19 protein-coding genes and 1 tRNA gene are annotated in these 14556 nt (G+C 55.9%); 6 read left to right on the top strand and 14 right to left on the bottom strand.

Annotated elements, in window-relative coordinates; all coding sequences use genetic code 11:
* Window positions 1-137 precede the first annotated feature (137 nt).
* On the top strand, window positions 138-560 hold the full coding sequence (locus tag ACK509_RS01625; protein WP_410764753.1) for a hypothetical protein: 423 nt from the start codon (window positions 138-140) through the stop codon (window positions 558-560).
* Between the two features lie 30 nt (window positions 561-590).
* Here the strand turns inward: ACK509_RS01625 and ACK509_RS01620 are convergent, their stop codons facing one another.
* Window positions 591-1388 carry a hypothetical protein gene (locus ACK509_RS01620; protein WP_410764752.1) on the bottom strand — a complete coding sequence of 266 codons (798 nt, stop codon included), beginning with the start codon at window positions 1386-1388 and terminating at the stop codon, window positions 591-593.
* 147 nt (window positions 1389-1535) lie between these two features.
* Between ACK509_RS01620 and ACK509_RS01615 the strand changes: the two genes are divergently transcribed.
* Together ACK509_RS01615 and ACK509_RS01610 are read left to right on the top strand one after the other, a co-directional pair.
* Window positions 1536-2159 carry a DUF4145 domain-containing protein gene (locus ACK509_RS01615; RefSeq protein WP_410764751.1) on the top strand — a complete coding sequence of 208 codons (624 nt, stop codon included), beginning with the start codon at window positions 1536-1538 and terminating at the stop codon, window positions 2157-2159.
* Window positions 2160-2231: 72 nt separating this feature from the next.
* Window positions 2232-2717: a hypothetical protein gene (locus tag ACK509_RS01610; RefSeq protein WP_410764750.1), complete on the top strand. Its 486-nt coding sequence runs from the start codon at window positions 2232-2234 to the stop codon at window positions 2715-2717.
* A gap of 8 nt (window positions 2718-2725) precedes the next feature.
* Here ACK509_RS01610 and ACK509_RS01605 read toward each other — a convergent pair whose 3' ends face one another.
* The 11 genes from ACK509_RS01605 to ACK509_RS01555 all read right to left on the bottom strand — a co-directional run bounded on the left by ACK509_RS01605 (window position 2726) and on the right by ACK509_RS01555 (window position 10947).
* Window positions 2726-3706 carry a hypothetical protein gene (locus ACK509_RS01605; protein WP_410764749.1) on the bottom strand — a complete coding sequence of 327 codons (981 nt, stop codon included), beginning with the start codon at window positions 3704-3706 and terminating at the stop codon, window positions 2726-2728.
* Window positions 3699-4553, bottom strand: coding sequence for a hypothetical protein (locus tag ACK509_RS01600; protein ID WP_410764748.1), 855 nt, complete (start codon window positions 4551-4553; stop codon window positions 3699-3701). The genes ACK509_RS01605 and ACK509_RS01600 overlap by 8 nt, the downstream gene beginning before the upstream one ends.
* Window positions 4550-5140 (bottom strand): hypothetical protein, encoded by a 591-nt coding sequence (locus tag ACK509_RS01595; protein ID WP_410764747.1) that lies wholly within the window; start codon window positions 5138-5140, stop codon window positions 4550-4552. Before ACK509_RS01595 ends, ACK509_RS01600 begins: the two co-directional genes overlap by 4 nt.
* 29 nt (window positions 5141-5169) lie before the next feature.
* On the bottom strand, window positions 5170-5340 hold the full coding sequence (locus tag ACK509_RS01590; RefSeq protein ID WP_410764746.1) for a hypothetical protein: 171 nt from the start codon (window positions 5338-5340) through the stop codon (window positions 5170-5172).
* A gap of 1 nt (window position 5341) precedes the next feature.
* Entirely contained in the window at window positions 5342-7018 is a 1677-nt protein-coding gene (locus ACK509_RS01585; RefSeq protein ID WP_410764745.1) for a hypothetical protein, read from the bottom strand.
* The gene (locus ACK509_RS01580; protein WP_410764744.1) at window positions 7015-7233 is read right to left on the bottom strand and encodes a hypothetical protein; all 219 of its coding nucleotides are present in this window, start codon (window positions 7231-7233) and stop codon (window positions 7015-7017) included. Before ACK509_RS01580 ends, ACK509_RS01585 begins: the two co-directional genes overlap by 4 nt.
* Before the next feature lie 111 nt (window positions 7234-7344).
* Window positions 7345-7752 (bottom strand): hypothetical protein, encoded by a 408-nt coding sequence (locus ACK509_RS01575; protein WP_410764743.1) that lies wholly within the window; start codon window positions 7750-7752, stop codon window positions 7345-7347.
* Complete coding sequence (locus ACK509_RS01570; protein ID WP_410764742.1) at window positions 7752-8120, bottom strand: hypothetical protein; 369 nt, start codon at window positions 8118-8120, stop codon at window positions 7752-7754. Before ACK509_RS01570 ends, ACK509_RS01575 begins: the two co-directional genes overlap by 1 nt.
* Window positions 8121-8386: 266 nt before the next feature.
* Entirely contained in the window at window positions 8387-10321 is a 1935-nt protein-coding gene (locus ACK509_RS01565; protein ID WP_410764741.1) for a hypothetical protein, read from the bottom strand.
* On the bottom strand, window positions 10311-10604 hold the full coding sequence (locus ACK509_RS01560) for a hypothetical protein (RefSeq protein WP_410764740.1): 294 nt from the start codon (window positions 10602-10604) through the stop codon (window positions 10311-10313). The genes ACK509_RS01565 and ACK509_RS01560 overlap by 11 nt, the downstream gene beginning before the upstream one ends.
* A 268-nt stretch (window positions 10605-10872) precedes the next feature.
* A tRNA-Arg gene (locus ACK509_RS01555) sits at window positions 10873-10947 on the bottom strand.
* A gap of 94 nt (window positions 10948-11041) precedes the next feature.
* Here ACK509_RS01555 and ACK509_RS01550 point away from each other — a divergent pair.
* The 3 genes from ACK509_RS01550 (at window position 11042) to ACK509_RS01540 (ending at window position 13167) form a co-directional block, all read left to right on the top strand.
* Window positions 11042-11896 (top strand): geranylgeranylglycerol-phosphate geranylgeranyltransferase, encoded by an 855-nt coding sequence (locus tag ACK509_RS01550; protein ID WP_410764739.1) that lies wholly within the window; start codon window positions 11042-11044, stop codon window positions 11894-11896.
* A gap of 150 nt (window positions 11897-12046) precedes the next feature.
* The gene (locus tag ACK509_RS01545) at window positions 12047-12658 is read left to right on the top strand and encodes an RAD55 family ATPase (RefSeq protein WP_410764738.1); all 612 of its coding nucleotides are present in this window, start codon (window positions 12047-12049) and stop codon (window positions 12656-12658) included.
* A 92-nt stretch (window positions 12659-12750) separates the two neighbouring features.
* Window positions 12751-13167 (top strand): CoA-binding protein, encoded by a 417-nt coding sequence (locus tag ACK509_RS01540; RefSeq protein WP_410764737.1) that lies wholly within the window; start codon window positions 12751-12753, stop codon window positions 13165-13167.
* Here ACK509_RS01540 and ACK509_RS01535 read toward each other — a convergent pair whose 3' ends face one another.
* Together ACK509_RS01535 and ACK509_RS01530 are read right to left on the bottom strand one after the other, a co-directional pair.
* On the bottom strand, window positions 13168-14148 hold the full coding sequence (locus ACK509_RS01535) for a PLP-dependent cysteine synthase family protein (protein ID WP_410764736.1): 981 nt from the start codon (window positions 14146-14148) through the stop codon (window positions 13168-13170).
* 71 nt (window positions 14149-14219) lie between these two features.
* Window positions 14220-14534: a DUF5798 family protein gene (locus ACK509_RS01530; protein ID WP_410764735.1), complete on the bottom strand. Its 315-nt coding sequence runs from the start codon at window positions 14532-14534 to the stop codon at window positions 14220-14222.
* Between the last annotated feature and the right edge of the window lie 22 nt (window positions 14535-14556).

The following is a 14556-nucleotide window of genomic DNA, read 5'->3' as shown; positions in this document are numbered from 1 at the left end:
AGCACCCACCACCCTACCCGTAAAGGGGGCGGGTGGATGGGTGGGTTACTAATTATTCCATTTATGAGAATTGGTGAGTTCAAAGCTGTGTGCGACAAGCAAAAACAATAATTTGTTTGAACATTTGGGAATCAATAATGGATATTAAAGATCTAGAAGAAGCACCCTCACTTCTAATCGGAGACTCAGATATCGTACCATTTGTTCCTTCTGTAGCATTTGCTTATTTGTTCATAGTACAAGCAGATACACGCCTACTCGCACTCGCGGTTATTTCAGCGATCTGTGGAGGCTTTGTATATAATACAGGTGAAAAGAAGGAAGAGTTTGAGTCCACATTCAGTGGAATTGAACTAGATTTCGCAGTAATTGTTTTTGCTTTCCCTTGGTTGCTTTTCTATCCCATCGCAGCTTATCTTTTATTTAACTCACTGTCAATCGAAACAGGAGTATTACGTGTGACAGAGATTATTGGAACGGGTTTACTGATATTGAATTCTGTACTATCTTTCTCGTGGCTTGGATCAGCATATGGTTTTTTCAGGAGTAAGATGAGCTAATCAGGAGGTGAAGGCTGCTACAGTGGTATACTATTCTTCGTCAGTAAACTCCAAATTCGAGTGCTTGTACGTGTACAACCTGATATTCTGGTCGTAGCAGTACGACGCATACAGCGCCGGATGAATGTTCTTCCAGTCACCCGGTCCTTCGTCGAGGCTAGACGGGAACGCCACGCTGACCGCTTCGCCTTCCATCTCCACGCCGTACGCGCCGGTGTTCTTCTCCGGTGGTAGCACCTCTACGACAATCGCCGTCGAGGCGTCTTCGTCGCCCTTCTTCTTCACGCGGTCGCCGGGTGAGAAGGGATTCTCCGGCTTCTGGTTCATGTGCGCGGTGTTCGGCCCGAGGTCGATCAGCTCGTTCATCGGTCGCGCTGCGAGGTGATCGAGCTTCTCGGGTTCGTCGCCAGAGAACTTCTCCTGCGATTCTGCTTTGGATTTCAGCGTCTCGATGCGCTCCCAGCCGAGCAGTATCAGACTGTCCTCGTTATCTCGATGCCAGACCATCACGATGATATCGTCGTCTGGGTCGTTGTCGAGTATCGTTTCAGGGAGGAACGCGGAAACGTCACGCGAGGTCTTCACGTCTACTTCGTAGCCGAACACTTCGAAGTCGTACGGCGAGAAACTCTCTGGGTTGCATCGCCGCATCGGTTCTTCGTTCTTCCACTCCCACAGTTCGACCGGGAGGTATTCGCGGCAGAACTGTTCGAAGGCGAGTTCTCCGAGGTTTCCGATTCGCTTTACGTCGAGATTCTTCGGGTCTTGGACCTTCGCTTGGTGGTTCGCGCGTTCGTAGTCGATTTCGTCGGGGATGTAGCGGTACACTATATTAGATAGAATATAGTATTGAATTGAATCTTTCCCAGAATGGACAAGAGGTCTCGATGGAGAAATGCCAACTGTACTACCCGAGAAGAGGATGGGTGGGCGAATGGAATGAAGTTCAAGTATATTGGATGTAAACCGAATGGTATGTCTGGCAAGGAAGTTTCACCAGAGTTTCAAAAAAGAGGGTTTAATTGTCCACACTGTGGTGCTTTCGCTAAACAAGAGTGGGACCAAACCACCTTTGGGAGAGTGAAAACACAAATATTTCTCTCCAAATGCACCAAGTGCGGAGACAAATGTGTCTGGCGGGACAAGAAAATATACTACCCAAAATCAACCACTGCCCCGAAGCCACACGACGTAATGCCAGACGATTTGAGAAGAGACTATTCTGAAGCTGCCGAAGTTGTAGACTCGTCACCCAGAGCAGCTGCCGCACTGTTACGCCTCGGAATCCAGCGGTTATTAGAAGACCATTTAGACACACCTGGTGATGGAATCTATCAGGATATCGGACACCTTGTAGAAGAAAACGAGATCCATCCAAGAACTCAGAAAATGCTTGATTCGGTTCGAATTACTGGAAATAACTCTGTCCATCCGGGCGAGATGGATATGGATGACAATCATGAGGTCGCGCTTGCTTTGTTCAAATTGTTCAATTATGTTGTAGATGAAACAATTGGCCGAGACAAAGAAATTGAGGAATTCTATAATACACTTCCAGAAAATCATAAACAAGGTGTTGAAAATAGAGATAAAAATTGACCACTCAGTCTGTGGAAAAGACATTTTGAGTGACGAAAATGTTGTTATAGTACCAGTTCATTGATCAGCAGTATGGTAGTTTCGTCTCCTGTTTTATCGGCGGTATTGGGTGCCATAATCGGTTCGTTAGGGACGTACGTTGTAAGAGACATCACAAGAAGAAAGCGAGAAGAAAAAAAGGCGAACAGGTTGAGGACAGCACTCATTGCAGAAATTGAATCGATTATTGAATTATCCATGGCTGCAGAGAGAAATTATTCGGACACAATCGACGATGATTTTGAGAGATATGTCCAAACAATCCAGTTCATTTCAGATAGAAATAAAATATTCACATCCAATACGAACGAGCTTGGTCACCTCACGAAGAAAGAAATCCAAGCACTGGTTGCGTTTCACTCAATGCTAGAATCGGCGATCTCCGGCCCAAAAGAATCAAAAATGAGGTCCATCGCGGACATTGAAGATGGGAATGTGGAATCGTTGACAAAGTCTCATTTAGATAGTCTCAAGGATAATAGCAAGCAAGTGATAGAAATGCTTGAAAACGAGATGTGAAAATTTTTCTAAGGGTTTGATGATTGAAGCAACCCGTGGAACTCCTCCCAGTCCTCGAACTGCTCCTGAAACAGATCACTCGGTAAGTTCCACGCCCACGGCGCGGCGTCGTCCGGGTCGTACGTCTCCAGCGTTGGTTCGAGGTTCACGAGCGAACCGCCGAACAGTTCGCCATTCGGCTTGTCAGAATCGGCATCCCAGTCACGGTAGAACGTCACCTCGTCCTGCGCTTCTTTGAAGAACGAGAGCGTCGAGAGCCGCTTCTGTTCTGGGTGGACGTCTTTTCCAGTGTGGCAGACCACGCCGACCGATTCGACGCCGAGCTTCGAGAAGCGCTTAATCGCAGGTGTCCACTGCGAGGCGACTTCGCGCCGGTACGTTCGAGCGTCGAAGTGGGTCGAACCTTCGTCGATAGTGACCGTCTTCGGCCGTTCTCGATGCTCGAGCAGCACGTCCATCAGGTCGTACATCGACCGGACCACGATGTCCGCGCCGTCCCACGTCCCGACGTTGGAGATAACCAGTAGGTCATCTCCCCAGTAGGCCCGAGCGAGGTCGCCGTTCAGCAGGAACATCGAGTTCGTCTTTCCGGTGTTCGGATTGCCAGCGCCGGTGATTGTCGTCAGTCCACCGCCGTTTTCGAGTTCGTCGATTAATCGAAGAGGGAGCGTGAGCGAACTGGCGTCGAGGTCCTGTTGGGTCACGCCGACGAGATACGAAAGCGCGGTTGCGTGATTCGATTTGATAGCGCGGGTTGCGGCTTCCGTCCGCAGCGACGAATCGACGAGCCGACCGAGCGACGTATCACCGAAAGAGTCGGCGAGGTCCTCGTCTTCGGTCAGGTCGAGCGAGTTCAGGAACGAGAGGTTCGAGTGGTCGCTTTGAGAAACCGGCAGCCCGGCGTGGTCGAGCAGACGGTGGTCGCCCTCGATGCGTCCTCGAACCTGTTCGTACAACTTCGCCGCAGTCAGCAGACGTTCGTCAGTCATCGTTCGTCACCTCCCGCTGCTGTGCGAGGTCTGCGAGGGGATCGGGCGCAGGAGAGTCGTCGCCCGGCGTCCACTGAGTCGGATCCTCGTCGAAAATCTCGTTCGAGCCGTCCAGGTCGAAGTCTTCCAGGACGGAATCAATTTCCGAGTGAAGGGCCTTGCCGTCGTCCGGCAGCGCACCCTTCTCGAACGTTCGAACGACGTGTTTCACGGTCTTGACCGCCGCCGAGCGAACGATTGCGAATGCGTTGATTTCGAGGGCTTCGCCTTTGCGAGCCTTCGGTTCCAACTGGTTGCGGTTGTAGCGCAGGTATTCGAGCGCCCGAGCGAGTACTGGGTCCGGCAACGAGCCGACCCACGTCCCAGCGACTTCTTCGGCGTCGAGGTCAACGCCACGACCGAACGCGAGGTTCGGCGTCGCCCACCAGAGTTGGCCGTTCACGACGGTCCACTCGGACCAGCGTGGTGTTGGGCAGGCGTAGATTCCCGCGCCGTCGCGGTCGAGCAGGTCGAGGTCGACGAGCCACAGCATTTGCGGGCCGCCCATCAGGTCAACTGCTTGGACGCCAACCCATCGCCCGACGAGAGCGCCAGAGACGCCCGCTGTGAGGCCGATGATTTGGAGCGAGCGAGGGACTTCGACACCAAGAACGAGTACGAGGCCGACGAGTAGGAGCGTCGCAGCTACGGTCAGGTGGATGCCGTAGCGCATCACCCAGACGAAGGCCGTCACCAATCGCCCGGATTCAGGTTCCGGTGCAACCGTCGTCGAGGACGCAGACACGTCCGGTTCTTCCGGCGTTTCGCGTGGGTTCGAGGCTTCTGCCTCTGGTTGTTCTTCGCTCATGCGACACGCTCCATGCCTTTGTGCAGGCCGAAACGACGCCGCACGATGACGAGCAATGCGACGAACGCAGTTCCAAGCGTCCCGCCGATTGCAGCGTCTCGCACGTCCTTGCCGGTGAACGGGCCGGAGATGAGCGCCGAGCCATGCTCGAATCTGAGTTCAGTGTACTTGCCGTTGCTAATACTAGTCGAAGTAGTCAGCGTGATTCGAGGTTCAGGCGAGACAATTCGAATCGTCGAACGTCCTTTCGGAATCGACTTGCGAACGATGTTTCCGGAGGCAACGCCAGCCGACGTCGAGCCGGTTGGCGCGGTCACCGTGACGAGTCGAGGTGCGTCGGCTTCGAGCGTGATGATTGCAGTTCCGTCTCGGTACTCGGCATCGACGATGCGAAGCAACGGGTCGCCGGACACGTCGCCGTAGTAGGTGGTCGAGTTCGACGCCTCCGAGTCCGAGGGCGTAGCTTCGGGCGTCGTCGTCTCTGTCGGAGCAGACGCGGTAGCGGTCGAGTTCTCTTGTGCGACCGCCGACCCGGTTGCAACGAGCAACAGGGCGATACAACTGATTACAATGATTCTGGTTTTCATGGAAGGGAAGGCAGGGAGTTCGGAGAGCGTTACAGGAGCGAGCCGAACCATCCCGACCAGTCGGGCATGCCGAGCAGGTCGAGGAGGAGATCGGACGCCATTCCAATCAGGTCAAGTCCCACGCCTTGCAGCGCGAAGGCGATTACGAGTACGCCGAGAATTGCCCCAATTGGGAGCTTCGAGAGAAGCCAGACAATCATCTCATTTGTTGCCCTCCCGTTGGATGAGTAGTACGGCAGCAACACCGACGAGGACAGCGCCGCCGATGATTTCGGTCGAGAGACCACCGGACGAGCCTGCACCACCTGTATTCGTACTTTCATACTGCTCGCGGAGTTGTTGAAGGCGGTCGATTTCTTCCTGTAACGCAGATGCGTTGGTGGACTTGTAGATATACGTCTGGCTGATTGTGGTATTCATCTCCTCGCCGGTATTGGTGTTCACCGCAGACTCAATAGTGAACGAAGTACCAGAGGAAGACAGATCCGTGATACCGGATTGGTTGTCGTTCTGGTAAGCCAGATAGAAGGTACCATTGTAGTCGGAGATGTTGTAAGTTGTTCCAGTTTCCCAGCCACTGGTCGGGCCGTCGTCGCCAGTGTAGAACAGCGTGCCGTTCCACGTGGTGTTCACAGCACCATGGACGGTGACGGTATGCGACGCATTGAGGTCGCCAGAGGCACCAAGTGCTGCAAGTTGAACTGCGGCGAACGAGTAGTAGCCAGTAGAGTTGTAATCAGTGGCAGCCTGTTCAGCCAGAATCGAAGGGTCGAGATTAACGATATCTGAGGAGTTGATGTCACCTGCCGTGTACTGGGCGGCAAGTGCATCAACGTAAGCGTCCACGTTAGATTGGACCTGGTCCTTCTGGTTGTAGAGTCCACCCCGAACACTGCGGTAATCTGCGGTGTCGTAGATGGTTACCCAGTTAGAGGTGTCTGGGTCTTGAACCTCAACGTAGTACGGGTCTTTCCCTGACGACTGGTGCCACGACAACCAGTTGTTGTCTACGCTCCCTTGGAAGGAATCGTAGGGGATGTCAGTGCCGTTCATCGTAGTGTAGTTGAATTTGTCAACTACCCAGGAACCAGTCTCTGCGCGGTCGTCCGTTGGGTCGTACCATTGGACTGAAAGAGGGGTCTCTTGGTCGATGTAGCGCATCTGAGAGACCTTGGCAGAGTAGTCAGACATGACGTTGTACTCGATCCCAGCATAGTAGTCGAGAACAGTTTGGTTGGCAGCGGCCTTGACCTGAGACAGAGAACTGCCGTTGTTCAGTTCGTTGATGATGGTGAGTTTGGCCTTCGACCAAGCGACCGAACGAGTATCCTGCATGAAGTTCTCGTTGGTCGTCAGGAAAGTCTCGGTGTTATCTTTGACACCCAGTGTTGATGCGTACGCATCAACCTCGCTCATGTTTTCGTAATCTGCCGTTTCACCTGGGAACCAACGACAACCGTCGCCGTTCGGGTCAACGATGGACAGAGTGAACGCAACAAGTGCAGAATCGCGGAGGTCGCAGTCCTCAGACCATTCAGCAGATGCAGTCCCGACAGGTGAGGAATTTGGAACAACACCGCTCGTCGCTGCAGTCGTGACAAGCACACCCGCAAGCGTGAGCGCCCCCGCTTTGCGAGCGCCAACCTTCAGCATGGAAGGTGCGGCGTCGAGGAGCGAACGAATCGAAGAATCGCCGAACATCGACACGCGAAGCACACCGAACGTGAGTGCGAGCAACACGAAGGCCGCAGCGATAGCCACGTATTCCGTGCCAGCGGTCGAGGTCGTCCCGCCAGTGACGACCGGATGAAGGAACGAGCCAGCAACGACCGCGCTCAGGATAGACGCGAAAGTCGCACCTGTGGTCAGCAGACTCATTGCTCCACCTCCAGTTCTGGTTCCTCCGAGGTCGAGGACGAGTAGTCCTTGAACTCATAGAACGCGATAGCGACTATCGCAAAGAAGAGCGGGAAGACCGGAGTGTACGAGCCGGTTGGACCAGCGTAGTTCTGGAAGCCCATCAACACGAAGTTGAGAGCAGTGAATCCAGAACCGAGGACGATGAGGACGCCCGCTTTCACAGGGTCAATCATGCGATGCCTCCAGTGACGATGAAAGACGCGGCAGCGAACACAGCAACGAGGTAGCCGAGCGTAGCCGCGGCTTGTCCCTTAGTCAGTCGAAAAGTGTGGTTCATGGGTGAATCACCGAACTGCAACTGCCCAGCCGACGATGGTGACGGCGAAGACGATCTGCGCGCCTAACGGGTCGCCGAGGCCGAGCATGAAGTCCTTGAACTCAGTGAGGTACTGCCAGCCGAGAACTGAGAAAATCGTAGCAACGATGAAACCAGCCTCCCACAGTTCGTACTGTTCGAGGGATTTCGTCTCAGAACTCATGAACGCCAGCAGGTATACTGCGATACTCCCGAGCGTCGCGTGTTCAGTCGTGAGCGTGTAGTTCGACAGCCAGGTGATGGTGATGTCGGAGACGCCACCGAAGGCGTACAGGCCGGTTGCGACGAACACGACCGACAGCATCGCCGGAATCGTCCGGAGCATCGCGTAGTCGGACGCGAGGCCGCTTAGTCCAGACGAGTAGCGAGACGCCATTATTCGCCCCTCACGTCGAAGACGTGGTACTCGCGTTCTTCCGTCTCACCGTCCTCGTTCTCGAACTCGTACGAGCGCGTCTCTTCGGTCTTCTTGATAGCGAGCCAGCTCCCGTTCGAGAGGCCCTTTTGATCGATGACGCGGCGAATCTGGCCGTTCGACCAGAACTTTACGCGGTCGCCGAGGTCGCCGCCGCGAGCGAGATGGATTACGTCGTTTTCGTTCGGTCCGACGTCGCGGTCGATGTCAACGATGACACCGATGACCGCCTCGCCTACTTCGAATTTTATCTCTTCTACACCGTCGTCGTAGTCGTCTTCGACTTGCGTTTCTTCGAAGTCGTCGAACGACATAGGTTCAGACGCCATACAAGAAGAGTATCTATTCGCAAGGCAGTATCGACATGGAATACTCTAGTGAAACTAGATATATCCACTTTCACAGCAGCTATAGATAGTGGTCTCAGAATTCGATATATCTCTGCTTATCCGAAGATGTGAGTGTCAATTTTTGACACGAGTATTACGTTCGGTACAATTATACCATCAACCTTTCAACATATGCTTGGGTTACGAGGTAGTCAGAGGCACTCACTAATTTCCACGTCCCAATCACAAAATTCACCCTACGTAACCTATTTTCGACCCGAATTATGGCTTTCAGGGTGTCGCATACATTCTCTGTCCTGGTCGTAATAGTCCTCAACGTGCAGCACGTGGTCAGCGGCTTCCGGTTCTTCCAAGCCGATATTCACGAAGTGACGAGCCATCGACTCCGCGTTGTGCATCGCCAAGTTACACTTCTTACATCGCCACATCTCACCTTTTTCGAGGTCGTGCTGCAATCTCGTCTCGTCGAGGATGCGTTGGACCGGCATTTTCAGTGAGACCATATCGACACCGCCACCGCTGGGCAGGTGTTCCTCACCATCTCTGTCGATAATCGCCTCCAGACGCCACTCGGATTCGAGCGACGCACGCCGGAACGATTCGTACGGTTCGTCCTCACCGTTCATCACTGATTTGACGAAACCAGCCAGTTCAATCGGTATCTCTGAGATGTTTCTGCCAAGCACTTGTTCGACAGATAGCTCTTCGTCGCTGTGTTTTAGTTCGGTTTCGACCCGTTTACGGATACGAGTTCGAGTGGTCGATTCACCTATTCTGACGCCAGCATTCACGCTAGGCCAGCGTTCAGCAAGCGTCAACTCACCACTGTCTTCGGTGTCCTCTCCTTCGAGGGCCTCGAGCAGATCGTCGTCCGATACTGGTTCTTCGAGCCGTGATTGGTCGATTGCCCAGCCCGAACTACAGCATTCGCAGACAACGTTCGGGCCGCGACCATCGTCCCATACGACAGATTTGCCGTGCGCGTCAGTCTGGTTCGCTTCGGGCGATTCAGCCCGTTGCTCGCAAGCGTCCGCAGCGATAGCTTCGGTGAGTACCTTCGAGCGAGAGGTTCGGCGTCGAGCAGCAGACCAGTAAAGCGAGCCCCACGCCAGGTATTCTACTGGCTTGTCCAGCAGAGATTCGGTGTAACCGCCCATGTACGCTGCGAGGTACGAACCCATGTTTTCGACACTGGCGTTCAGTGAGATGCACCCATTCGAGTCCTCCTCGTAGTCGTCGATTTTCTCGTAGTTGTGAGCGGACCAGCCTGCGTATTCGCAGACTTCGAGGTGTTTGTCGATTACGCGCTCGAACTCAGTTCCGACCTGGTGCAGGTCGTTCGCCAACTCTCCCAACGGGTCGAGGTCGAAGTACACGCCGACGTGGAGGTGCGTGTAACAGGCGTTCATCCCGCCGCCGTTTCCTTCCATGCCGTGCGGTTCTGCCTGGAGCCAGTATCCCCACTCGTCAGCGTCGAGGCCGAGGTGGTACTCCATTGTATTGCGAAGCGTGTCGCGCACTCCGTCGTATGAAAACGAGTCGTGTACGGCGTCGAGGTGTTCGACTGGTGGAAGTCTCGTCCCGTTCGGAATCGACGATGCAGTGAGGGTGAGCATCGCGGTCGCGGGCGAACCCCACGCCGCTACTGCTTCGCCGCCACTCGGTCGTTCGCCGCCGGACATCTGTCTCTGCAAGGCGAGTGCGCGAGCGTACTGCTTTTTCGAGTAGTTCTCGCCCCACGCGTCGGTAAGTGGAATCTCGAACTCGTCACCTTCGTCGTTTCCGAAGCGGGCCATCAAGCCCTCATATCGGGTGTGAGCGGTGAGGAACGCACTCACTGCATCGGCCCACGTCGCAGCCTCTCGCTTTGCTAACTCCGTGACCATGAACGCGTTTTCCGTCGGCTCTTGTGGTTCGACCCATTCGTCCCGGTACTCTGATTCGGTGACGATGCGCCGAAGTTTCCGACCGTGCGTTTCGCACAGCGGAGTGTTGGCTAATTCGGGGTATTCCTCGATGAACTCGAGCACGCGTTCGTGGACCTTCTCCTCCAGCGGGTCCGTGAAGCCAGATTGCCCGGTAGAGGCCTCTACAGAGTTAGTCTCCTTGGAAGGCCGAGAGTTACCACTCCTCCCCGGAGCGTCGCTCGCACCGGGTGAGGTGACGCCATCACTGCTCACTCACGCCCCCGTCAGCAAGCAGAAAGTCGTCGAGGGAGGACTGCACCGCACCGCCACTCGTTTGAGGCCGACGGCCGTCGGCCTCTTGCGGACCGGCTTCCGGGTCAGGGGCAAGCCCCTGCTTCCGACCGCTCCGAGCGGACTGGAACCCGCTCTCCGCTGTTCCGGTCCTTGCGGTGGTTTCTGCGACGAATTGGTGTGCCCACAGGAGTGAGGTGAGACGAAGGTCTCGAATCTCGTCCTCGATGGCAGGGATGCGAGCGCAGTATCGACACTCGCGCATCTTGGCCGCGCGTTCGGAGTGATCGACGAGGCACCACTCGTGGCAACTCCGGCAGCGGTAGCGGATATGCCTCCAAAGGGAGGAAACACCCATCTACCTGTCACCTCCGTTGGCTATGAAAACCGCACTACTGCGCGGAGCCGTTTCTAAGAGATTGTTGGAATACTTTTTTCGGGGGTTTTCCGAAAACGCGAATTCACCCGATTTCTCCGGACAGAAGCCACAGCTACGGCTTCCAGAATTAGCACCGAAGAAGGTTAATTTCGTATGGGCGCTGCAGGATTTGAACCCACGGCAACTTGGTCCGAAGCCAAGCACTCTGTCCAGACTGAGCTAAGCGCCCTACACTCATTCGTGCGCCGTGGTCATGTTTAAATGAATTGATTCGCGGCGGCAGTCCGCGTCATTTATACACGGTGTGGGGAGAGTACTGATTAATGTCATTGGGGGAGCGCGCACGGGGGTTCGTCGAACTCACACGCCCGGGGAACACCATCGCGGCGGGCGTACTCACGTTCACGGGAGCCTTTATCGCCGGAATCACGGCCAGTGACGCGCTCGCCGTCGTCGCGGCAGTCGTAGCGACCATCTGCGCGACTGGGGCGGGCAACGCCATCAACGACTACTTCGACCGCGACATCGACGCTATCAACCGACCGGACCGGGCGATTCCGCGGGGGGCAGTCACAGCTCGTGAGGCGCTGTGGTTCAGTATCACGCTCTTTCTCGGCGCGGTCGTCGCGGCAATCACGCTTCCACGCCTTGCGATTGCGATTGCCGTCGTGAACCTGCTCGCGCTCGTCGCCTACACGCAACTGTTCAAAGGCCTGCCGGGTGTCGGAAACGTCGTCGTCGGCTATCTCACCGGTTCGACGTTCCTCTTCGGTGGGGCGGCAGTCGGCGACCCGCTGGGTGCGCTCGTCCTCGCCGTACTCGCTGGACTGGCGACGCTCACCCGCGAAATCATCAAGGACGTCGAAGATATCGTCGGCGACAGAGAAGAAGGACTGCAAACACTCCCAATCGTCGTTGGCGAGAAACGGGCCTTGTGGGCCAGTGCTGTCGTCCTCGGAGTCGCAATCGTGGCGAGTGCGATTCCGTACGTCAGCGGTGACTTCGGGGTCGCGTATCTCGGTTTGGTCCTTCCAGCCGATGCGATAATGGTCAGTGCGTCCGTGCAGTCGTTCACAGACCCGAGTGTCGGACAACGTCGCATCAAATACGGGATGTATCTCGCCGCCGTGGCGTTTATTGTGGGACGAAGTGCATCCATGGTCGGAATAGCCGGGTAAATTGAATGCTGTCGCGGAGGGTGCGGATGCGGACCAATCAAAAAGAATATTACCAGTTCACGAAATGGTCGTACTATCTGATGGCTCCCGGAGAGCGGACGCATCATGCGGCAATTCGCCTCGGAACCGAGACGACACCGAGGTACACGCATGTATAACCTCGGTGCGGGCCTCGATACGGAGGTCGAACCAGGAACGAATCTGCTCATCAGTGGGCCGCCGCTGACCGGTAAGCGCTCGCTCGCGCTCGATATCCTCGCTGAAGGGAGTGAACGCGGCGAGGGAGTCATCGTCGTCACGACCAAAGACGGTGGCGAGCGCGTTCTCAAAGACTACGCAAAACGCGTGGACTACGACGACAAGCCGGTCGCAATCGTCGATTGTGTCACCCGACAGCAGGGCGTCGGCGACGTGCGCGACGACGACCGAATCAAATACGCGTCGTCACCCGTTGACATGACCGGTATCGGTATCAAACTCTCCGAGGTTCTCCAACAGTACTACCAGGAACGTAACCTCACCCAGAACCGAGTGATGCTCCACTCGCTCTCGACGCTCTTGATGTACGCCGACCTCCAGACAGTGTTCCGCTTCCTCCACGTCTTTACCGGTCGCATCCAGAGCGTCGGCGGGCTTGGCCTGTTCGCTATCGACTCCTCGGCGCACGACGACCGGACGATGAACACCATCAAACAACTGTTCGACGGCATCATCACCACCTCGGAAGACGGCGAACCGACCGTTCGCCTCGCCAACGACTAACCAGTTTTCATCGCCGTCCAATGACCCATCGAGCGTGCGCTCTCACCGCACGTGCAACTGAGGTTTTTAAACTGAGAATCCGAATTTCGTGTATGGCTACATCCGCCGAAGAAATTAGTTCCCTCCTCGATGTCGAAACGATCGCCGTCGTCGGGTGTTCATCATCCCCCGGGAAACCAGCCCACGACGTTCCGGCGTACCTCCAGCGCAACGGCTATCGAATCATCCCTGTGAATCCCTTTAGCGACGAGATTCTCGGCGAAAAAGCCTACGACAGCCTCGCCGACGTGGAAGAAGACATCGACCTCGTGGACGTGTTTCGACCGTCCGAAGAAGCAGGTGGCGTCGTCGATGCAGTCATCGAACGTGCTGAGTCACGCGGCGACGTACAGGGGGTTTGGCTCCAACTCGGGATTACGGACGACGAGGCTGGCGAACGCGCCGAAAAAGCGGGCCTCAAATTCGTGCAGGACCGTTGTCTAAAAGTCGAACACGCCCGACACGGATAATCAGCCTTCCCAGGATTCGAAGTCGCCGTAGACGCCTTTCGAGAGGTAGCGCTCGCTCGAATCGGGGAAGAGTGTGACGACAGAATCGTAGGGAAGCGAAATTTCACCGGCAGCGGCGCGTTCGGCTACGTCGAGCGCGGCAAGACAGTTCGCCGCAGAACTCGATGCGACCAGATGACCTTCTTCGGCGGCGAGTCGCTGCATCTCTGTGTGCGTCTCTTCGTCGCCGATTTGGACGATTTCATCGACCAGTTCGGGGTCGAATAACTCGTTCGTCGCGGGGTTGTGGGTCCCGATTCCTTCCGTCTTGTACGGGCCTTCCTCCACATCGCGTCCGTGGAACGTCGAGTAGAGCGAGCCTTCGGGTTCGACAGCCGAAACGAAGGTTTCCTCGTGATTCTCGCGTCCGTATCGGGCGATGCCCATGAGCGTACCCGCGGTGCCACACCCGGCGACGAGCGCGCCGACTTCGTGGTCGAGGGCGTCGTAGATTTCGGGCGCAGTCGTCTCGTAGTGGGCTTCGGGATTCAGCGGGTTCGAGAACTGTTGGGGGACGACAGCGTCGTCCAGTTCTTCTGCGAGTTGGTGAGCCCGGTCGATTGCGCCGCCCATGCCGTCTTCGGTCGGCGTGTTGATGACGTCCGCACCGAGTGCGCGCATGAGCGTCTGCTTTTCCACGCTGAAGCGCTCGGGGACGACGAAGACGGCGCGAATGTCGAGTTGCCCTGCGGCGACAGCCAACCCGATGCCGGTGTTTCCGGCGGTCGGTTCGACGACAGTGCCGCCTTCGGGGAGCGTCCCCTCGGCGAGCATCTCTTCGAGCATGTACTTCCCGATGCGGTCTTTGACACTCGCGCCGGGGTTGAACGATTCCAGTTTCGCGTACACTGGAACCTCGTCAGGAGAGGCGTGAACCCGGACCAGCGGCGTCTCACCGATGGTATCGAGCACCGAATCGAACGGCGTGCGGTGCGTGGTCATATGGGGGCAAATGTTGCCCCCGGCCCTGAATGTTTTTATCGCGGTGTGAAGGAGAACAGAGAATCCAGTTCTTAATTCTCGGTCGGCGTCGTCTCGGATTCAGCGGATTCCTCAGACTCGACCTCGCCGTTTGACGCTTCGGCTTCGGTGATGTGTGCGTCTGCGATGACGGCATCGAGGTCGATTCCCTGCTCTTCGGCGATCGCTTCGAGAATCGCCCGTTGTTCGGCGTTCTCGGCTTCGAGGTTGTCCACGCGGTCTTTCGTCTCACCGACCGTTTCGCGCATTTCGACGACTTGCTCGCGAAGTTCGTTGAGTTTCTTGTAGACGTCCTCTGCCATCTCTGCGACTTTCTGGATTTTCTTCGCAGTTCCTCCGATTCCCATGTATCGGCCCTTGGGCTCAGGC

This window comes from Haloferax sp. DFSO60 (assembly GCF_046557615.1).
Taxonomy (GTDB): Archaea; Halobacteriota; Halobacteria; order Halobacteriales; family Haloferacaceae; genus Haloferax.
Note: the sequence above shows the minus strand (reverse complement) of the source record. Positions and strands in the feature narration are given on the sequence as shown.